The sequence below is a fragment of the Mycobacteriales bacterium genome (assembly GCA_035533475.1).
In the GTDB taxonomy this organism is placed as follows: domain Bacteria; phylum Actinomycetota; class Actinomycetes; order DATLTS01; family DATLTS01; genus DATLTS01.
The window spans coordinates 1-20082 of the sequence record DATLTS010000025.1; the positions used below are offsets into that span (position 1 = coordinate 1).

At 70.3% G+C, this 20082-nt stretch carries 18 protein-coding genes; 7 read left to right on the forward strand and 11 right to left on the reverse strand.

The window, feature by feature from the left end:
• Window positions 1-154 precede the first annotated feature (154 nt).
• A complete protein-coding gene (locus VNG13_04935; protein ID HVA59866.1) occupies window positions 155-1060 on the reverse strand; it encodes a heme o synthase in 906 nt (301 codons plus the stop codon).
• A 208-nt stretch (window positions 1061-1268) separates the two neighbouring features.
• Between VNG13_04935 and tkt the strand changes: the two genes are divergently transcribed.
• Genes tkt through pgl form a run of 6 tightly spaced genes read left to right on the forward strand, consistent with a single transcriptional unit; the run spans window position 1269 to window position 9513 of the window.
• A complete protein-coding gene (gene tkt / locus VNG13_04940; GenBank protein HVA59867.1) occupies window positions 1269-3347 on the forward strand; it encodes a transketolase in 2079 nt (692 codons plus the stop codon).
• A gap of 12 nt (window positions 3348-3359) precedes the next feature.
• Entirely contained in the window at window positions 3360-4505 is a 1146-nt protein-coding gene (gene tal, locus VNG13_04945; GenBank protein HVA59868.1) for a transaldolase, read from the forward strand.
• A 7-nt stretch (window positions 4506-4512) separates the two neighbouring features.
• A complete protein-coding gene (locus tag VNG13_04950; protein HVA59869.1) occupies window positions 4513-6144 on the forward strand; it encodes a glucose-6-phosphate isomerase in 1632 nt (543 codons plus the stop codon).
• The gene (zwf, locus tag VNG13_04955) at window positions 6141-7763 is read left to right on the forward strand and encodes a glucose-6-phosphate dehydrogenase (protein ID HVA59870.1); all 1623 of its coding nucleotides are present in this window, start codon (window positions 6141-6143) and stop codon (window positions 7761-7763) included. The genes VNG13_04950 and zwf overlap by 4 nt, the downstream gene beginning before the upstream one ends.
• The gene (locus tag VNG13_04960; GenBank protein HVA59871.1) at window positions 7760-8737 is read left to right on the forward strand and encodes a glucose-6-phosphate dehydrogenase assembly protein OpcA; all 978 of its coding nucleotides are present in this window, start codon (window positions 7760-7762) and stop codon (window positions 8735-8737) included. The genes zwf and VNG13_04960 overlap by 4 nt, the downstream gene beginning before the upstream one ends.
• Window positions 8734-9513, forward strand: a complete 780-nt coding sequence (pgl, locus tag VNG13_04965; GenBank protein HVA59872.1) for a 6-phosphogluconolactonase — start codon at window positions 8734-8736, stop codon at window positions 9511-9513. Before VNG13_04960 ends, pgl begins: the two co-directional genes overlap by 4 nt.
• Before the next feature lie 7 nt (window positions 9514-9520).
• Here the strand turns inward: pgl and VNG13_04970 are convergent, their stop codons facing one another.
• The 7 genes from VNG13_04970 to VNG13_05000 form a co-directional block, all read right to left on the reverse strand.
• Complete coding sequence (locus VNG13_04970) at window positions 9521-9853, reverse strand: RNA polymerase-binding protein RbpA (protein ID HVA59873.1); 333 nt, start codon at window positions 9851-9853, stop codon at window positions 9521-9523.
• A 39-nt stretch (window positions 9854-9892) separates the two neighbouring features.
• Window positions 9893-10123: a preprotein translocase subunit SecG gene (gene secG, locus VNG13_04975; protein ID HVA59874.1), complete on the reverse strand. Its 231-nt coding sequence runs from the start codon at window positions 10121-10123 to the stop codon at window positions 9893-9895.
• Window positions 10124-11170, reverse strand: coding sequence for a dipeptide ABC transporter ATP-binding protein (locus VNG13_04980; GenBank protein HVA59875.1), 1047 nt, complete (start codon window positions 11168-11170; stop codon window positions 10124-10126). It lies immediately after the preceding gene.
• Between the two features lie 36 nt (window positions 11171-11206).
• Window positions 11207-12271, reverse strand: coding sequence for an ABC transporter ATP-binding protein (locus VNG13_04985; GenBank protein HVA59876.1), 1065 nt, complete (start codon window positions 12269-12271; stop codon window positions 11207-11209).
• 22 nt (window positions 12272-12293) lie between these two features.
• The gene (locus VNG13_04990) at window positions 12294-13304 is read right to left on the reverse strand and encodes an ABC transporter permease (protein ID HVA59877.1); all 1011 of its coding nucleotides are present in this window, start codon (window positions 13302-13304) and stop codon (window positions 12294-12296) included.
• Window positions 13305-13414: 110 nt separating this feature from the next.
• Complete coding sequence (locus VNG13_04995) at window positions 13415-15184, reverse strand: ABC transporter substrate-binding protein (GenBank protein ID HVA59878.1); 1770 nt, start codon at window positions 15182-15184, stop codon at window positions 13415-13417.
• Between the two features lie 63 nt (window positions 15185-15247).
• Window positions 15248-16255 carry an ABC transporter permease gene (locus tag VNG13_05000; GenBank protein ID HVA59879.1) on the reverse strand — a complete coding sequence of 336 codons (1008 nt, stop codon included), beginning with the start codon at window positions 16253-16255 and terminating at the stop codon, window positions 15248-15250.
• Window positions 16256-16491: 236 nt separating this feature from the next.
• On the opposite strand from VNG13_05000, the gene VNG13_05005 reads away from it, so the two are divergent.
• Window positions 16492-17073: a hypothetical protein gene (locus VNG13_05005; GenBank protein ID HVA59880.1), complete on the forward strand. Its 582-nt coding sequence runs from the start codon at window positions 16492-16494 to the stop codon at window positions 17071-17073.
• 3 nt (window positions 17074-17076) lie between these two features.
• Here the strand turns inward: VNG13_05005 and tpiA are convergent, their stop codons facing one another.
• The 3 genes from tpiA to gap are packed head-to-tail and all read right to left on the reverse strand — an operon-like array spanning window position 17077 to window position 20068.
• Entirely contained in the window at window positions 17077-17844 is a 768-nt protein-coding gene (gene tpiA / locus VNG13_05010) for a triose-phosphate isomerase (protein ID HVA59881.1), read from the reverse strand.
• On the reverse strand, window positions 17841-19058 hold the full coding sequence (locus VNG13_05015; GenBank protein HVA59882.1) for a phosphoglycerate kinase: 1218 nt from the start codon (window positions 19056-19058) through the stop codon (window positions 17841-17843). The genes tpiA and VNG13_05015 overlap by 4 nt, the downstream gene beginning before the upstream one ends.
• Window positions 19058-20068, reverse strand: coding sequence for a type I glyceraldehyde-3-phosphate dehydrogenase (gene gap / locus VNG13_05020; GenBank protein HVA59883.1), 1011 nt, complete (start codon window positions 20066-20068; stop codon window positions 19058-19060). The genes VNG13_05015 and gap overlap by 1 nt, the downstream gene beginning before the upstream one ends.
• Between the last annotated feature and the right edge of the window lie 14 nt (window positions 20069-20082).

Consider the following 20082-nt stretch of genomic DNA (forward strand, 5'->3'; position numbering starts at 1 on the left):
ACCGAGAGCTCGACCCGGCTCACCTCCCACGGGGCGACCACACCCAACAGATGCCGGTACAACTCGGTATCGCGCATCCCGGAATCATCCCGCCGACGACGTGATCACCGCTCAGAGACCCACGCAGAACCCGGAAGCGCCGTTAAAGTGAAGGTCAGCGAAGGAACTGACCAGCCGCGATCGCGCAGGACAGTAGGAACAGATACGTGATCGAGAAGTGGAACAGCCGCATCGCCACCGACGCCCCGGCCCCCGCCCGCACCCGGTGCAACAACCGGTGCGCCTCGACCAGGAAGAGCACGCCGAGCAGGACCGCGGCGGCCGCGTAGACCGGACCGCCGCCGAGCGGGATCAGCACGAGCGACGCGGCGACCATCGCGTACGAGTAGCCGAGGATCTTGCGGGCGACGACGGCCGGCGCCGCGACCACCGGGAGCATCGGCACCCCGGCCGCCGCGTAGTCGTCCTTGAAACGCATGGCCAACGCCCAGAAATGCGGCGGGGTCCAGAAGAAGACGATCGCGAACAGCACGACCGCCGGCCAGCCGACGGTGCCGGTGACCGCGGACCATCCGATGAGCACCGGGAAGCAGCCGGCCGCCCCGCCGATCACGATGTTCGACGGGGTGCGGCGCTTGAGGCCGAGCGTGTAGACGAAGACGTAGAAGCCGATGGCCCCGTCGGCGAGCAGAGCCGACGGCCAGTTCACGACCAGCCCGAGCAGCAGGGTGGCGGCCACGCCGAGCCCGATCCCGAAGCGCAGCGCCGCCGCCGGGCTGACCTCCGCCCGGACCATCGGCCGCTGCCGGGTGCGGGCCATCAGGGCGTCGATGTCGCGGTCGGCGTAACAGTTGATCGTGTTCGCGCTGCCCGCGGCTAGCGTCCCACCGGCCAGCGTCGCCGCCAGCAGTCCCCAGTGCGGCAGGCCCTTCGCGGCCAGGACCATGGCCGGGACGGTCGTGACCAGCAGCAACTCGATGATCCGCGGCTTGGTCAACGCCAGGTAGGACCGGACGACCGCCATCGGCCCGCGGCTGGCGGCCGGGGCCGGACCGAGCACCCCCGGGACGGCGGCGGAGCTGACGAGCGTCACGCGGAGCAGTCACCTCGCGGGCACGGACTTCGGACTCGGTGTCGGCGTCATGGTAGCCGGGCCGCTGCGCGACCCCGGACCGGTGGATCCGGCGGCACGTACCGGTCGGCGCCGCTAGGCTCGCAGCGGGACCGGAGCCGGCCCGACCCGGCCGTGGAGAGGAGTTCAGCCGACGGTGAGCACCACGTCGAAAACCTCACCCTCGTTGGAGTGGACCGACACCGACCGGCGCGCGGTCGACGTCGTGCGCGGGCTCGCGATGGACGCGGTGGAGGCAGCCGGTTCGGGGCACCCCGGCACCGCGATGAGCCTCGCACCGGCCGCGTTCCTACTGTTCCAGCGGCTGCTCCGCCACGACCCGACCGATCCGCAATGGCTCGGCCGCGACCGGTTCGTGCTGTCCTGCGGCCATTCCTCGCTGACCCTCTACATCCAGCTCTACCTGTCCGGTTACGGGCTGACCCTCGAGGACCTCAAGCTCTACCGGCAGTGGGGCAGCCGCACCCCGGGCCATCCCGAGCATGGCCACACGCTCGGTGTCGAGACGACGACCGGGCCGCTCGGTCAGGGCATCGGCAACGCGGTGGGCATGGCGATGGCGGCCCGGCGGGAGCGGGCGCTGTTCGACCCCGACGCCCCGGCCGGTCGGAGCGTCTTCGACCACACGATCTGGGCCTTCTCCTCCGACGGTGACATGGAAGAAGGCGTTCAGGCCGAGGCGGCCAGTCTGGCCGGGCACCAGCGGCTCGGGAACCTGGTCCTGCTCTACGACGACAACCACATCTCCATCGACGGCGACACCAAGGTGGCGTTCAGCGAAGACGTCTGTGCCCGCTACGCCGCCTACGGCTGGCACACCCAACGGGTCGAGCACTCCGAGGACGTCAACGCCCTGGACGCCGCCCTGACCAAGGCCCGCGACGAAACCGGCCGGCCGTCGCTCGTGGCGGTGCGCTCGATCATCGCCTACCCGGCGCCGCATGCGCAGAACACCGGCAAGGCGCACGGTGCGGCGCTCGGAGCCGACGAGGTCGCGGCGACGAAGAAGGTCATGGGGATGGATCCCGACCGGACCTTCTGGGTGCCCGAAGACGTCCTGGCCCGGGCCCGCGAGGTCGTGGACCGTGGCCGGGCGCTGCACGCCGCCTGGGAGGAGCGATTCCAGGCGTGGAAGGCGAAGAACCCCGGCCGGGCCGACGACCTCGAGCGGATGCTCGCCGGACGGCTACCCGACGGCTGGGACGCGAAGCTGCCGACCTTCCCCCCGGGCGGCTCGGTGTCGACCCGCAAGGCGTCCGGGAAGGTGCTCAACGCCGTCGCCCCGCAGCTGCCGGAACTCTGGGGCGGCTCCGCCGACCTCACCGAGTCGAACAGCACCGAGATCGAGAGCGAGCAGGCGTTCCTGCCGGACATACCGAACGGGCGCTACGTCCACTTCGGGATCCGCGAGCACGCGATGGGATCGACGCTCAACGGGATCGCGCTGCACGGGCCGACCCGGCCCTTCGGCGCGACGTTCTTCGTCTTCAGCGACTACATGCGGCCGGCGGTCCGGCTCGCGGCGCTGATGAAACTTCCGGTCGTCTACGTCTGGACCCACGACTCGATCGGGCTCGGCGAGGACGGCCCGACGCACCAGCCGATCGAGCAGCTGGCCGCCCTTCGGGCGATGCCCGGACTCGACGTGGTCCGGCCGGCGGACGCCACCGAAACCGTCGTCGCCTGGCGGACCATCCTCGAACGCCGTGGCGGCCCCGCCGGACTCTGCCTCTCCCGGCAGAACCTCCCGGTCCTCGACCGGACGGTGCACGGCTCGGTCGAAGGCGTCGCCCGCGGCGGCTACGTGCTGGCCGAGGCGAGCACCGGGATCCCCCGGGTCATCCTCATCGGCACCGGCAGCGAGGTGCATCTCGCGGTCGCCGCACGGGAACGGCTCGAGGCCGACGGCATCCCGACCCGGGTCGTGTCGTTGCCCTGCCGGGAGTGGTTCTTCGAGCAGGACCAGGCGTACCGGCAGACCGTGCTCCCGCCCGCGGTCCGGACGCGGGTATCGGTGGAAGCGGCGGTCGGATTCGGCTGGCGCGAACTGGTCGGTGACGACGGGGAGATCCTCAGCATCGAGCACTACGGCGCGTCAGCCGCGGCCGAGATCCTCTACGAGCAGTTCGGGCTCACGCCCGACCGGGTCGTCGCCGCGGCGCACGCCAGCCTTTCCAAGGTTGGTGCGGAGCACGGGGAGACGACCGGCAACTAGTAGGGAGTGGACATGACGGATCCGCTGGCAGCGCTAACCGAGCTCGGCGTCGCGGTGTGGCTCGACGACCTGTCCCGGGCCCGGCTCGACTCCGGCAACCTGGCGCAACTCGTGCGGGACCGCCACGTCGTCGGGGTGACTACCAACCCGACCATCTTCGACAAGGCGATCTCCGGCAGCGACGTCTACGACGACCAGCTCCTGGACCTGGCCCGCCGGGGGGTCGACATCGGCGAGGCGCTGCGCTCGCTCACCGCGACCGACGTCCGGCGCGCCTGCGACGTGCTGCGCCCGGTCTACGACGCGAGCGACGGTCTCGACGGCCGGGTCTCGCTCGAGGTCGATCCGCGGATCGCGGATCAGACCGAGACCACGATCGCCGAGGCGCGGGCCCTGTGGTGGCTCGTCGACCGGCCGAACGCCTTCATCAAGATCCCCGCGACCCGGCCCGGGCTGCCCGCGATCAGCCAGGCCCTCGCCGAGGGGATCAGCGTCAACGTGACGCTGATCTTCTCGCTCGCGCGCTACCGGGAAGTCATGGCGGCGTTCCTCGACGGCCTCGAGCGGGCGCAGAAGGCCGGCCACGACCTGCACGGGATCACGTCGGTCGCGTCGTTCTTCGTCTCCCGGGTCGACACCGAGGTCGACGCCCGCCTCGACAAGTTGGGCTCCAAGGAGGCGAAGGCGTTGCGCGGCCAGGCCGCCATCGCGAACACCCGGCTCGCCTACCGCGAATACGAGAAGGTCTTCGCCGAACCTCGCTGGGCGGCGCTGGCCGGAGCCGGGGCCCGCCCGCAGCGCCCGCTGTGGGCGTCGACTTCGACGAAGGACCCGGCGTACGAGGACACCCGCTACGTGGTCGACCTCGCCGCGCCCGGAACCGTCAACACCATGCCGGAGTCGACGATCGAGGCGGTGCACGACCACGGCGCGATCCGCGGCAACCAGATCAGCAGCCACTACCCGGAGGCCGAGGCGACCCTCGCCGGACTCGCCGGACTCGGAATCGAATACGACGACGTCGTGCGGGTGCTCGAGGAGGAGGGGGTCACGAAGTTCGCCGAGTCCTGGGCGGAGCTGATCAGCTCGGTCGACGCCCGGCTGTCCGCGTTCCGCTCCGAGACCAAGGCCGCGTCCACCGTCAAGCCGGCCAAGTGACCGCCCGGTGAGCGACCCCGGCTCGGTGACCGTCCGGGTCGACGACCGAGAGCTCCAGGCGATGAGCGACGCACTGGTCACGCAGGCCGGTGCCGAAGGTGTCCCGGCGGCCCTGGCCGCGAAGGACGACACGCTGTGGGGGCCGGACGCCCAGCCCGAAGCCGCAAACCGGCTCGGCTGGCTCGACTGCGCCACGGCGTCCCGACCCCTGATCCCGGAACTCGCCGGGCTGCGGCGCGACCTCGCCGACCGGGGGGTCGACCGGGTCGTGCTGGCCGGGATGGGTGGCTCGTCGCTCGCGCCGGAGGTCATCGCAGGCAGCTACGGCGTCCCCCTCGTCGTCGTGGACACCACCGATCCGGGGCAGATCCGCGCCGCCGCCGGGCAGGCCGACGAGCTGGCCCGCACGGTCGTCGTCGTCTCGTCGAAGTCCGGCGGGACGCTGGAGACCGACAGTCACCGGCGTTTCTTCGAAGCCGCCTTCCGGGCTGCGGGAATCGATCCGGTCGAGCGGCTCGTCGTCGTCACCGACCCGGACTCCCCGCTCGACGGTTCGGCCCGCCAGGCCGGCTACCGGGTCATCAACGCCGATCCGTCTGTCGGCGGCCGGTACAGCGCGCTCACGGCGTTCGGGCTGGTGCCCGCCGCGCTCGCCGGGGTCCCGGTCGTCGAGTTGCTGGATGCGGCGGCCACCGTGCTGCCGGCACTCTCCCGACCGGACGGGAATCCGGGCCTGTCGCTCGGCGCGACGCTCGCCGGCGGTGCCCGGCTCGGCCGGGACAAGGTCATCCTGGTCCCGGGTGCGGCCGGCCCGGGGGTCCCGGTCGGATTCGGGGACTGGGCCGAGCAACTGATCGCCGAATCGACCGGGAAACGGGGCACCGGGCTGCTACCGGTCGTGGTCGAAGCCGCCGACGCCCCTGGGACCGGCCCCGAACCGGACAGCCATCTGGTCCGGCTCGGCGGAGAGCCGCCGACCGCCGGCACGTCGGTGTCCGGCCCGCTCGGCGCCCAGTTCCTCGTCTGGGAGTACGCGACGGCGTTCGCCGGGCGGCTGCTCGGGATCGACCCGTTCGACCAGCCGAACGTCCAGGAGTCCAAGGACAACACCAACCGTGTTCTCGAGGCCGCCGGGGACGGGGAGTTGCCCGACGAGGCCCCCGCCTTCGTCGAGCGGGCCGTCGCGATCTACGCCGACCCGGACCTGCTCGCCGGGGCGACGTCGCTGGCCGGCGCGCTGACCGCTCTGCTGGCCACGGTTCCGGACCGGGGCTATCTAGCGGTCATGGCCTATCTCGACCGTTTCGCCGACGCTGCCGCCGCGCAGGTCCGGGGGGCGCTGGCCGCCCGGCTGCCGCACCCGGTGACCTTCGGCTGGGCACCGCGTTTCCTGCATTCGACCGGGCAGTTCCACAAGGGTGGGCCCGCAGTCGGGGCCTTCCTGCAGATCAGCGGTGTCGTGGCCGACGACCTCGCCATCCCCGGAAGACCGTTCTCGTTCGGCAAGCTCCAGCAAGCCCAGGCTCTCGGGGACCGGCAAGCCCTGTCCAGCCGGCATCGTCCGCTGCTCCGGCTGCATCTGCTGGACCGGGCGGCCGGCCTCGAGCAGCTCCTCGAGCAGCTCCTCGGTGCGGCATGAGCCCGGCCGGACCGGAACCGGTGAGCGACCTGCCGGTGAGCGACCTGCCGGTCGGAGCCGCGCAGGCGGGCGCCAGTGGGCCGGCGGCGAGCGGCCAGCGACCGGTGAATCCGCTAAGGGACCCCCGGGACCGGCGGCTGCCCAGGGTCCCCGACCCCTGCGCCATCGTCGTGTTCGGCGTGACCGGGGACCTCGCCCGGAAAAAGCTCATCCCCGCGGTGTACGACCTGGGGAACCGTGGCCTGCTACCACCGGGCTTCGTCCTGCTCGGGTTCGCCCGGCGGGACTGGGATCACGGCGACTTCGCGGACCTGGCCCGGGATTCGGCGGCGCAGTACGCACGGACCGAGTTCCGCGAGGACGTCTGGCAGCGGATCGCCGACAGCGTGCGCTTCGTCCCCGGCTCGTTCGAGGATGACGCGGGCTTCGACACCCTGGCCGAAACCCTCCGTTCGCTGGAGGAGAGCCACGGCATCGCCGGGAACGCCGCGTTCTACCTGTCGATCCCACCAGCCGCGTTCCCGGTGGTCCTCAAGCAACTGGCCCGCACCGGGCTGGCGGACAACCGCCGGGGCGGCGGGTGGCGCCGGGTGGTCGTCGAGAAGCCGTTCGGCCACGATCTCGACTCCTCGCGAGAGCTCAACCAGCTCGTCGACTCCGTCTTCGGCGTGCAGGACGTCTTCCGGATCGACCACTATCTGGGCAAAGAGACGGTGCAGAACCTGCTGGCGCTCCGGTTCGCCAACACGCTGTTCGAGCCCCTGTGGAACTCCCATTTCGTCGACTCCGTGCAGTTCACCATGGCCGAGGACGTCGGCATCGGCGGCCGAGCCGGCTTCTACGACAGCGCCGGCGCCGCCCGGGACGTTCTCCAGAACCACATGCTCCAGCTCCTCGCGCTCACCGCCATGGAGGAACCGGTCTCCTTCGACGCCGAGGCGCTCCGCATCGAGAAGCGCAAGGTGCTCGGGGCGATCTCGCTGCCGGAAGACCTCGAGCACGGCGCGATCCGCGGCCAGTACGAGCAGGGGTGGTTGGCCGGGCAACGGGTGGCCGGCTACCTCGACGAGAAGGACGTGCCCGACGACTCCCGGACCGAGACCTACGCCGCGGTGCGGCTGGGCGTCGAAACCCGGCGTTGGGCGGGGGTCCCGTTCTACCTGCGGACCGGCAAACGCCTGCCCCGGCGGGTCACCGAGATCGCGGTCCTGTTCAAGAAGGCGCCGCACCTGCCGTTCGCCAGCACGGACACCACCGAGCTGGGGCAGAACCAGCTCGTCGTGCGGGTCCAGCCCGACGAAGGAGTGACCCTGCGGTTCGGGTCGAAAGTGCCAGGTTCGGCGATGGAGGTCCGCGACGTGTCGATGGACTTCCTCTACGGCGCTTCGTTCACCGAGTCGAGCCCGGAGGCGTACGAGCGGCTGGTGCTCGACGTCCTGCTCGGCGACAAGACGCTGTTCCCCGACCACGAGGAGGTCGAGGCCTCCTGGCGGGTCGTCGACCCGCTCGAGGCCTTCTGGTCCGGGACGACCCCGCACCGCTACCGGGCCGGGGAATGGGGACCTGCCGCGGCCGACGACATGCTGGCCCGCGAGGGCCGATCCTGGAGGCGGCCGTGACCACCACGCTCTGGGACACCACCGGCGGGGACGTGGTGAAGGCGCTGGGCGCCGAAGGCCGGGCGGGCGGTGCGGTCGCCGCCGGACTCGCCCTGACGTTGATCGTCATCGTCGACGAGCGTCAGGTCGCCGCTGCCGAGCAGGCGGCGACGGTCGCCGCCCAGGCCCATCCGTGCCGGCTGCTCATCGTGGTCCGCCGACAGCTCGACACCGCCGATCGCCTGGACGCCGAAGTCCAGGTCGGCGGCCGGCTCGGCCCCACCGAGGCGGTCGTCCTGCGGATGTACGGCCGGCTCACGCTGCACGCCGAGTCGGTGGTGCTGCCCTTGCTCGCTCCCGACGCCCCGGTCGTCACCTGGTGGCACGGGCCGCCGCCGGACGAGATAGCCACCGACCCGCTGGGAGTCCTCGCCGATCGCCGGGTCACCGACTGCGCGCTGGCGCCCGACCCGGGCGCCGCCCTGCGGCAACGGGCGGTCGATTTCGCCCCCGGCGACACCGACCTCGCGTGGGGGCGCACCACACCCTGGCGGGCGCTGCTCGCCTCCGCGTTCGACTCCCGAGCCCTCACGCCGGACGCGGCCCGGGTCGAGGCCGAAGCCGGCAACCCCAGTGCCGCGTTGCTCGCCGGGTGGCTCGGTGACCGGCTGAGCCTGACCCCCGGCACCGAGGCCTCGGCCGGCCCGGGGGTCACCGATGTCGAGATCTCCTGCGGCCGCGAGCAGGTCTTCCGGATCAGCCGGCCGGACGGCCGGCTGGCGACGTTCTCCCGCACCGGTCAGCCGGACCGCCAGCTTCCGCTCCCCCGCCGCGGCCTGGGCGAGCTGCTCGCTGAAGAAGTGCGGCGTCTCGACGCCGACGCGGTATACGCCGAGGCGCTGGCCGCGACGACGGGGATTGCCGGCCTGCGCGATCGGTCCCCGGCGCGGACCCACCGCTGGCAGGACCCGATTATGGCCGGGTCGGACCGATGACCCCACCGGCCATCGTCATCCACCGCGACGCGGACCTGCTGGCCCGGGCGGTGACGGCGCGGATCGTCACCGCACTGGTCGATGCACAGTCCGCACGGGGCAACGGCTCGATCGTACTCACCGGAGGCGGAATCGGAACGGCAACCCTGGCCGGGCTCCGCGCGGCGCCGGCCCGTGACGCCATCGACTGGCGCCGGCTCGACGTCTGGTGGGGGGACGAGCGCTTCCTCCCGGCCGGGGACCCGGACCGCAACGAGACCCAGGCCCGGGCCGCACTGCTCGACGACGTCGGTCTCGACCCGGCCCGGGTGCACCCGATGGCAGCGAGCGACGGTGCGGACGGCGCGGACCCCGAGGCCGCCGCCGCCAGCTACGCCGCACAGCTGGCCGCCGCCGCCCGCCCGGAGGACCACGGGCCGGTCCCGGCCTTCGACCTGCTACTCCTCGGGATCGGACCGGACGGTCACATCGCCTCGATGTTCCCGGAGGCACCGGCCGTACACGACGAGCGCCCGGTAGTTGCCGTTCGCGGCTCGCTGAAACCGCCGCCGGTCCGGCTGACCCTCACCTTTCCGGCGATCAACGCCGCGCGGGAGGTGTGGATCCTCGCCGCCGGCGAGGAGAAGGCCCGAGCGGTCCGGCTGGCGCTGTCCGGGGCCGGTCCGGTCCAGCTGCCGGCCGCCGGGGTGCGCGGGCGGGTGGCCACCCGCTTCCTCCTCGATCGGGCGGCCGCCTCCGCGCTGCCGCAAAGCCTCGCCCGGTTCGCTTCCCCCTGACCTTCGCTCAGCGCTCGCGCAGCCGGGCCAGGGCCTCGGCGAGGATCGCCTCTCCGTCCGCGTCGTCGCGTCGCTCGCGAACATAGGCCAGGTGGGTCTTGTAGGGCTCGTTCCTCGGCGGCGCCGGGGTGTTATGCCGCTCGCGGCCGGCCGGGAAGCCGCAACGTGGGCAGTCCCACAGATCCGGTACCGCGGCGTCGACGGCGAAGGACGGCCGGGTCTCGTGACGGTTCGCGCACCAGAACGACACCCGCTGACGCGGGGCGACCTCCCCACGCTCGGCCTCCCCCATCGGCCCAGCGCCGACCCGACTCCCGCGGATCGCGTTCCCACCCGCCACCGGTTGCCTCCTCGTGCCGGACCGGCCGCCTTCGACGGGTCAGTGTTTCATGAGCAGACCGACCCCGATGATGGAAAGCACCCAGGTGACCCCCGCGAAGATGGTGATTCGGTCGAGGTTCTTTTCCACCACCGATGAGCCGGCCAGGGTGGATGACACCCCTCCGCCGAACAGGTCCGACAGCCCACCACCCTTGCCCCGGTGCAACAGGATGAGGACCACCAGCAGCAGGCTGGTGAGAACGACGAGGATCGACAAGCCGAGGATCATCTAGAAGACGGCCTTCTCTTCGGGGAAATGGCAGGCGGCCTGGTGCCCGGGGCTGAGCTCGACGAGCAACGGCTCGACCGTCCGGCAGATCTCCTGCGCCTTCCAGCAGCGGGTGTGGAACCGGCAGGCCGCCGGCGGATTGAGCGGGCTCGGCACATCCCCGGTCAAGAAGATGCGCTCGCGGGCATGCCCCTTGTCCGGGTCGGGAATCGGCACCGCGGAGAGCAGGGCCTGAGTGTAGGGATGCATCGCGTGCTCGTAGAGCCCGACCCGGTCCGCCAGTTCCACGATCTTGCCGAGGTACATGACCGCGACCCGGTCCGAGATGTGCCGGACCACCGACAGGTCGTGGGCGATGAACAGGTAGGTGAGGTCGAACTCGTTCTGCAGGTCCTCGAGCAGGTTGATGACCTGGGCCTGGATTGACACGTCGAGCGCGGAGACCGGCTCGTCGGCGATCACCATCTTGGGGCGCAGGGCCAGTGCCCGGGCGATCCCGATCCGCTGCCGCTGGCCGCCGGAGAACTCGTGCGGATAGCGGTTGTAGTGCTCGGGGTTCAGCCCGACCAGTTCGAGGAGGTCCTGGACCGCGCGCTTGACGCCCCGCTCGGTCTTGACCTTCTGGAGCCGGTACGGCGTGCCGACGATCGTGCCGATCGTGTGCCGCGGGTTCAGCGACGAATATGGATCCTGGAAGATCACCTGGATGTCACGGCGCACCGGGCGCATCGCGCCGGCCGAAAGATGGGTGATGTCCCGCCCCTGGAACCGGATCGAGCCAGCGGTCGGCTCCAGCAACCGGGCCAATAACCGCCCGGTCGTCGACTTGCCGCACCCGGTCTCGCCGACCAGGCCGAGCGTCTCGCCCTTGGCGATCGAGAAGCTCAGGCCGTCCACCGCCTGCACGTCACCGATCTTGCGCTGGAAGATGATCCCGCGCCGGACGGGGAAGTACTTCTGCAATCCACTGACCTGCAACAGGGCGTCGCCGTTGCCCGGCGCACCGTACCCGCCGGTCATCACCTCCGCCGCGACCCGATCAGCCATCGGTTCGCCGGCCGCTCGCGTTGAACGGATATCCGGTCATAGCGTCGGCGCCACTTCGTCCTTGAAGATCTGGCGTCGGGTCTTGACCGGCAGGTGGCAGGCGACCATATGTCCGGGCGCGGTCTCGAGCAGCTCGGGGATCTCGGTCCGACATCGGTCACCGTTCCGGTCGGCGTACTTGCACCGCGGATGGAAAGGGCAGCCGTCCGGCACGTTGATCAGCGACGGCGGGTTACCGCTGATCGGCTGCAACCGCTCCTGCCGGTCCCGGTCGAGCCGGGTCACCGAGGTCAGCAGCCCCCAGGTGTAGGGGTGCTCGGGCTTGTAGAAGGTGTCCTGGGCCGATGCGTACTCGGCGACCCGGCCGGCGTACATCACCAGCACGTCGTCGGCGACCTCGGCGACGACCCCGAGGTCGTGGGTGATGAGGATGACCGCCGAGTTGAATTCCCGCTGGAGCGTGTTGACCAGCTCGAGGATTTGCGCCTGCACGGTCACGTCGAGCGCCGTGGTCGGCTCGTCGGCGATCAGCAGGGCCGGGTCGCAGGACAGCGCCATCCCGATCATCGCCCGCTGCCGCATACCGCCGGAGAACTGGTGCGGGTAGTCGTCGACCCGGCTCTCCGGATTCGGGATGCCCACGAGCCGGAGCATCTGGACGGCCCGTTCCCGAGCCTCCTTGCGGCTGACCTTGTTGTGGAGCCGGTAGGCCTCGGCGATTTGCGAGCCGACCGTGAAGTACGGATGCAAGCTCGACAACGGGTCCTGGAAGATCATCGCCATCTTGGCGCCGCGGAGCGCACGCACCGCCTCCGGGTCGGCGCTCACCAGTTCCAGCCCGTCGAGCCAGATCTCCCCGGAGACCCGGGCATTGCCCCGGTTGTGCAGGCCCAGGACCCCGAGGCTGGTCACGCTCTTCCCGGAACCCGACTCGCCGACGATGCTCAGTGAACGGCCCCGTTCGAGGGTGAAGCTCAGACCGTCGACCGCCTTGACCAGGCCGTCGTCGGTCGGAAAGGAAATCTTGAGACCCCGGACGCTGAGGAAGGCGTCTCCGGGTGCCGGGGCCGGTCCGGTCTGTTCGACTTGCCGGACGGTCACGCTTCCTCCGGTGACGAGGCGATCAGCTGTACTGGACCCGCGGGTCCACCACAGCGTAGAGGACATCGACGATCAGGTTGGCCACGACGATGAAGACCGCCGCCAGCAGCGTGGTCCCGAGGATGATCGGCAGGTCCTCCGCGCCGATCGCATCGTAGGCCAGCTTGCCGAGGCCCGGCAGGTTGAACACGGTCTCGGTGAGGATCGCGCCGCCGAGCAGGCCGCCGAGGTCCAGCCCGAAGATCGTCACGATCGGGGTCAGGGCGGCGCGCAGGCCGTGTTTGAAGATCACCGTCCGTTCCGGCAGGCCCTTCGCGCGGGCGGTCCGGACGTAGTCCTCGGCCATGGTCTCGAGCATGCTGGCCCGGGTCAGCCGGGCGTATAGCGCGGCATAGAGGAAAGCCAGCGCCAGCCACGGCAGCAGCAGGTTGTGCGCCCAACTCAGCGGGTTCGTGCCGAACGACACGTAGTGCAGGTTGGGGAACCACTGCAACCAGCTGGGCCCGTATTCGAAGATCGCGGTTAGCAGCAACCCGGTGAAGAACACCGGCAACGAGACCCCCGCGAGGGCCACCGTCATCGACGCCCGGTCGACGAAGCTGCGCCGACGAAGCGCGGACGCGATCCCGGTAAGGACCCCCGCGACCAGCCAGATCACGGCCGCGCCGAGGGCCAGCGACAGCGTCACCGGAAAGCGGTTGGCGATCAGCGTCGTCACCGGCGTCTGGTACCGGTAGGAGTAGCCCAGGCAGGGCGCCGGGCACCGGTCAACGGTGGTGCCGTCGGTGACGGTCCGGCCGAGGAAGATCCCGGACATGTAGTCGACGTACTGGGCGGCGAGCGGCTTGTCGAGGCCGAGCTTGTGCTCGACCGCCTTGATCTGCGCCGGACTGGTGATCTTGCCCACGTAGAGGTAGGCGGGATTTGCCCCGGTCAATCGGGGCCCGACGTTGAAGATGCCGAAGGTCACGATGCTGAGAATGACCAGCACCAGTCCGGCCCCGAGGGACCGCCGAATGATGTATCGGATCACGAAGTCCGCCGACCGCGGTGGGCGAGGGGTTCACCCTCGCCCACCGCGGTCGGCGTCACCTTCCTTCGGCTGTCTCGGTCAGCGGCACTGCCGACGCGTCGCTGCGTACTTTAGGAGACGACACCCAGCGACACGAAGTCGTAGATGCCGAAGGAACCCTGGATGTAGATGTCGGTGACCCGCGGGTTGCGGTAGGTCAGGTCAGCTTCGTCCAGGAACGGCGCGAAGTCGGCCTGGTTCATGACCTCGACGTCGATCTGGTGGTCGAGGCTCGCTCGAGTCGCCGGATCGGTGGTCTTCTCCAAGGCGTTGATGTCGTTGTTCACGATCGGGTCGTTCAGGCTCGGGATGTTCGAGTTTCCACCCGAGACCGCGATGGCCTGACCGTCGACGATCGAGTACCACCAGCCGACACCGGTCGGGAAGTCGGCACCCCAGCCGTACTGGGTCATGCCCAGGTTGTGCTGGACGATGCTCGCCGGAGTCCCCACCCAGGTCGAGTAGTACGAGGACGCCTGCCCCGCACCCGGAAGCAGCGTGATGCCGACCCGGGCCAGCGCCTGCTGGGCCGCGTTGAAGACCTTCACCGACTTGCCCTCGTTGATGTAGGCCATGTGCGTGGAGAACCCGTGCGGGTGCCCACAGGCCGTCAGCTCCTGCTTGGCCATGGCGAGGTCACCCGTGTTGCCCGCACCGTTCGGGTACGGGTCGAAGGTGGAGTCGAAGCCGGCGATGTTCGGTGCGAGCATCGAACCGGTGATCTTCCCCGCGTAGTCGCCACCCCGGGCCAACTGGAGGTCGGACTTGTTGAGGGCGTACATGATCGCCAGCCGGCACGCCTTGTTGTTCAGCGGCGGGACGGTCGGGTCGATCGTGAAGTACCGGACGAAGTTGTCGGTCGGGTCGTCCGCGTTCGCCTTGAGCGCGGGCGTCGTGACGATCTTCGCCTGGGCGGCCGACTGCACCCCGGTGCCGCCGATGTCGACGTCGGCGGTGCCGGCCAGCAGGTGACTGTCGACGTCGGCCGGGTTGGAGTCGATCAGCAGGCTGATCGCGTCCGGCAGCGCCTTGCGGATCGGGTCGGTGCTGCGCACCCAGTACGGGTTACGGATCCAGCTCGCCGACTTGCCGGGCGAGTAGGAGACGAACTCGTACGGGCCGGATGCGACCGGCTTCAGCGCGTACTTGGCGCCGGTGTCCAGCGCCGCGGGAACGGGCGCGGAGCCGGGCAGCGCCATGATGTAGTTCCAGTCCGAGTACGGCTTCACCAGGTGGAAGACGATGGTGTTGGCGTCCGGCGTCACGATGCTGGAGAGCGACGGGTGACCCGCACCGTAGGGACCCAGGTAGGGCGAAGCGCCGCTCGCGTTGCACGTCGTGAGCAGGCAGATCACGTAGGTCGGACCGCCGCTGATCACGGTCGTCGCGAAGATCCGCTCGATCGCGTACTTGATGTCCTGGCTGGTGATCACCGCGCCGGTCTGGAACTTGATCCCGCTGCGCAGGTGGTAGGTCCACACCGTGGCGTCGGCGTTCGCCGTGCCCGGGGCGGAGGCCAGGTCCGGTACGACCTGGGTGCCGGCCGCGCCGGGAGCCGCGGCGTACGCCATCAGGGTCCGCTCGAACAGCCGCTGCATGTCCCAGCAGAACGCGTAGTACGTCCGCGCCGGGTCCCACGAGTCGCAGTCGCCGGAACTGATCAGATTGAGGGTGCCGCCGGGCTTGTTGGAGGCGTTGACGATGCCGGTTGTGGCGGCGTTGTAGCCGGTGAGCTTCGGTGGCGGCGTGTTGGGGCTGCTGCCCCCGCCGCACGCGGTGACGGCGAGCGGCAGCGCCGCGGCTACCGCCAGCAGCTTCATTTTCGAGAGATGTCTGATCATGTGTCCGTCCGTTCCTCTTCCTCTACTCGGTCCTGGGGCCAGGACGCCGGGCGTGCATGGCGGTCAGCGGATGGTCCTCGGGTCGAGGGCATCGCGCAGACCGTCGCCGAACAGGTTGAAAGCCATGACCGTGATGAAGATGGCCAGGCCGGGGACGAGCATGTAGGCCGGGTCGACCTGATAGATGCTGGTCGCGTCGGAGAGCATCTGGCCCCACGACGCGGTCGGTGGCTGGACCCCGACCCCGAGGTAGGACAGCGCGGCCTCGCTGAGGATGTTCGTCGGGATGAGCAGGGTGGAGTAGACCAGGATCGGCGCCCAGAGGTTGGGTAGCAGCTGGCGGAGCAGGATGTGCGGCGAGCGAGCGCCCATGCTGCGGGCGGCCTCGACGAACTCCTTCTCCCGCAGCGACAGCACCTGCCCACGAATGATTCGGCCGATGTAGGGCCCGCTGAAACCACCGATCACGAAGATCAGCACGACGATGTGCAAGGTGCTGCCCGACAATCCGATGAACGACCCGGGCGCCGCCTGGATGATCACCAGCAGGGCGATCGCGAATAGCAGCTGCGGGATGGACAGCAAGAGGTCCATGGTCCGGGCGATGAACGTATCGGCGATCCCGCCGAAGAAACCCGCGATCCCGCCGAAGAAGACGCCGATGACGACAGCGAGCAGGGTGGAGCCGAGGGCCACGATCAACGACACCCGGGCGCCGTAGACGATCCGGGCGAAGATGTCCCGCCCGCTGGTGGGTTCCACGCCGAGCAGGTGGGTCCCGCTGATTCCGCCGAAATGTCCGAACGGAACCAGGGTGTCCCGACTGAGCAGAGCGGTGTGGAAGGCGTACGGAGATTGCCCGTCGAGCGCGGTGATCACTGGTGCGAGCACCGCAACGATGACCAGGCAAACGACGATTACGCCGCCGCCCAGCGCCACCTTGTCCCGCTTTAGGCGCATCCAGGCGATCTGGCCGAGCGAGCGGCCCTCGATTCGGTGCCCCTCGGCGATCGCCACAGCTTCGGGCTGCGCCTCGAGGGCGCTGCCCTGCACTTCCAGCGGTGCGGTCATCCGGCGTCGTTGCCTCTCCCGCGGAACGCGACGCCGCCCGTGACGGCGCGCCGCACGTGGCGGTATCGGACCGAAGCATAGGACGCGGCGGCCGCGGCGCCACGCCGGGAGGGCCGACGTCATCTAATCGTGACCAAGCGGTGATCTAGGCGTTGCACGGGGCCGACGGACCCGACCGGAGATGATGTCCGTGAACCGCCGGCGAGCGTCGGCGGGAACGAAGGGCAGTGGCGTCGATGACGAGCGGGCCACCCCCGGCGGAGCGTGGCTGGCGAAGCTGGGCGCCGATCTTCGGCCGTCCCGGTCGCCGCGCGACCGGGCTGTTCCGGCCGCCGCCGCTGCTCGACGCCAGCGGCCGACCGAACCGGTCGGCGCAGTGGAAGCTCGCGCTGGCCGTGCTCGTCCTTGCGGTGCTCGCCGGCGTGCTGCACCACACCCGGCTGCCGAAGCCGCCGCCGATCGCCCTCGACTGCCACCATCCGGCGATCAAGCTCTCCAGTTCGACCGCGCGGACCCGGCAGATCCTCGCCTGGTCGGGCACCGGACCCGCGTCCGACCAGGTAGAGCTCGCGATCGGCAGGACCCTGCACCCGGCCGGTGCCGACGTGCTGACGGCGGAGCCCGCACCCGGGCAACCGAGCGACACCGCGGAGGCGCTGGGCGCACTCCAGGGCCTGAACGGCTGCTCGGTCCAGGGCACGTTCGTGCTCACCGTGCCCGCCGGGAGCTACACGGTGACCCTGTTCCAGGTCACCGGCAGTGGAGCCGCGGCGACCGGCCGACCGATCGCGACCGCACCGCTCACCGTGTCGTCGTAGCGCTCACGGCTGGAACCGGACGATCCGGACGAACTCGTCCACGTCGAGGCTGGCGCCTCCGACCAGCGCCCCGTCAACGTCTCGGCCGGCCATCATGTCGTCGATGTTGTCCGCCTTCACCGAACCGCCGTAGAGGATCCGCACCAGATCGGCCGACGACCCGGCCAGCTCGGCCAACCGTCCGCGCAGCGCCGCGCACACCTGCTGTGCATCGTCGGGGGTGGCGACCTCGCCGGTTCCGATCGCCCAGATCGGCTCGTATGCCAATACCACCCGGCCGACCGCCTCGGCGGTCAGCCCGGCCAACGCGGCCGAAAGTTGGTCAAGGCAGTGCTCGACCTGCCGGCCCTCCCGGCGCACCTCTAGCGGCTCGCCGACGCAGAGGATCGGCGTCAGCTCCACCCGGTGGGCGGCCCGCAGCTTGGCCGCGACATCGTCGTCGCTCTCAGCGTGGTGCAGGCGACGCTCCGAATGCCCGACGATGACGTAGGAGCAGCCGAGCCGAGCCAGCATCGCGCCACTGACGTCACCGGTGTGGGCCCCGGCCGGGTGGGCGGAAAGATCCTGGGCGCCGTAGCTGAGCAGCAGTCGCTCCCCGTCCACGACTGTCTGCACGCTCCGCAAGTCGGTGAACGGCGGCAGCACGGTGACGTCCACCCGGGCAAAGTCCTCGTCCCGGAGGGTGTAGGCGAGTCGCTCCAGATGCGCGATCGCCTCCAGGTGGTTGAGGTTCATCTTCCAATTGCCGGCGATCAACGGTTTGCGGGTCACGGCACCGCCAATGCGAGCAGGCCGGGCAGGTCCCGGCCCTCGAGGTACTCGAGGCTGGCGCCTCCCCCGGTGGAGATGTGGCCGAACGACGCGTCATCGAGGCCGAGCGCGCGCACCGCGGCCGCGGAGTCGCCGCCGCCGATGACGGTGAAGCCGCCCCGGACGGCGGAGACCTCGGCCACCGCCGCGGCCACCCCCTTCGTGCCGTTCGCGAATGCGTCGAGCTCGAAGACACCCATCGGGCCGTTCCAGAACACGGTCCGGGCGTCGGTCAGCGCGGCGGCGAATTGTGCAACCGTGGCCGGCCCGATGTCGAGGCCGGTGAACCCGGGCGGGATCCGCTCGGCATCGACTACCGAGCACGCCGCATCGGGCTCGACGTGGGCTGCCGCGACGATGTCGGAGGGCAGCCGCAACTCGATCCCGCGGGAGGCTGCCAGCTCGAGGAACCCGCGGCAGGCATCCAGCTGGTCGGCCTCGAGCAGCGAGTCCCCCACTTCGTGGCCCTGCGCGGCGAGAAACGTGTAGCACATGCCGCCGCCAATGAGCAGCCGGTCCACCCGCTCCAGCAGACGGGCAATCACCCCGAGCTTGTCGGAGACCTTGGCACCGCCGAGGATGACGACGTACGGTCGCTCCGGTGCCTCGGTGAGCCGGCGAAGCACGGCCAGTTCGCGCAGGACGAGCTCGCCGGCCGCATGCGGCAGCCGGGCCGGCAGGTCGTAGACGCTGGCGTGTTTGCGATGTATTGCGCCGAACGCGTCATCGACGTAGCAGTCGGTCAGGCCGGCCAGCCGGTCGGCGAACGCCGCCCGCTCCGCGTCGGACGGGCTGGTCTCGGCCGACTCGAAGCGCAGGTTCTCGAGCAACGCGACGCCGCCGTCATCGAGTGAGCGGACCGTCTCGGCGGCATCGTCGCCGGCCACGTCCTCGGTGAAGGCCACCGGCGCCGCGAGTAGCTCGCCGAGCCGTTCGGCCGCGGGCCGGAGCGTGAGTTCCGGGACACGCTGCCCTTTCGGCCGGCCAAGATGCGCGCCTACCACCACCCGCGCGCCTCGGCCGGTGAGCTCACGGATCGTGGCGACGCTGGCGCGGATCCGACCGTCGTCGGTGATCCGAGTGCCGTCGAGCGGCACGTTGAGGTCGGCCCGGACGAAAACCCGACGACCCGCGACGTCACCCAAACTCTGCACGGACGGAAGGCGACCGCCCACTAGCGGAGGCGCGAGCCGACGAGCGCGGTCAGGTCGGCGAGCCGGCTCGCGTAGCCCCACTCGTTGTCGTACCAGCCGACGACCTTCACCTGTCGGCCGTTGGTCATCGTGAGCAACGAGTCGAACGTGCACGAGGCCGGGCTGCCGACGATGTCGCTCGAGACGATCGGGTCGTCGGTGTAAACGAGGTAGCCCTTGAGCTGGCCGTCGGCAGCTGCCCGGTAGGCGTCGTTGACCGCCTCCGTCGTAACGTCGCATCCCAACTCGACGACCAGGTCGGTGACCGAGCCGTCGGGAACGGGAACCCGCATCGCGATGCCGTCGAGGCGACCGGCCAGGGCGGGCAGGACGAGGCTGGTCGCCTTCGCCGCGCCGGTCGACGTCGGGATTATGTTGATCGCCGCGGCCCGGGCCCGGCGCAGATCCTTGTGCGGGAAGTCGAGGATGACCTGGTCGTTCGTGTAGGCATGGATCGTCGTCATGAAGCCCCTGACGATCCCGAAGCTGTCGAGCAGAACCTTGGCCAACGAGGCGACGCAGTTCGTCGTGCAGGAGGCGTTGGACAGGATGGCGTGCCGGTCCGGGTCGTATTCCTGGTCGTTGACCCCCATGACGACGGTGAGGTCCTCGTCGCTCGCCGGAGCGCTGATGATGACCTTCTTCGCCCCGGCCCGCAGGTGTGCCCCCGCATCAGACGCCCGGGTGAAGCGGCCGGTCGACTCGATCACCACGTCGACCCCCAGGTCCCGCCAGGGCAGCGCGGCCGGATCGCGCACGGAGAGCACGCGGATCGTCGTGTCACCCACCGCGATTCCGTCAGCGGTGGACCGAACATCTCGAGGGAGGGTGCCGAGCACCGAGTCGTACTTGAGCAGGTAGGCGAGGGTCGCCGGGTCGGTCAGGTCGTTGACGGCGACGATCTCGAGGTCGCTCGACCCGGTCGCGGTAACCGCCCGCCAGAAGTTCCGACCGATCCGGCCGAACCCGTTGACGCCGACTCGGGTCGCCACGTGAGCCTCCCTCA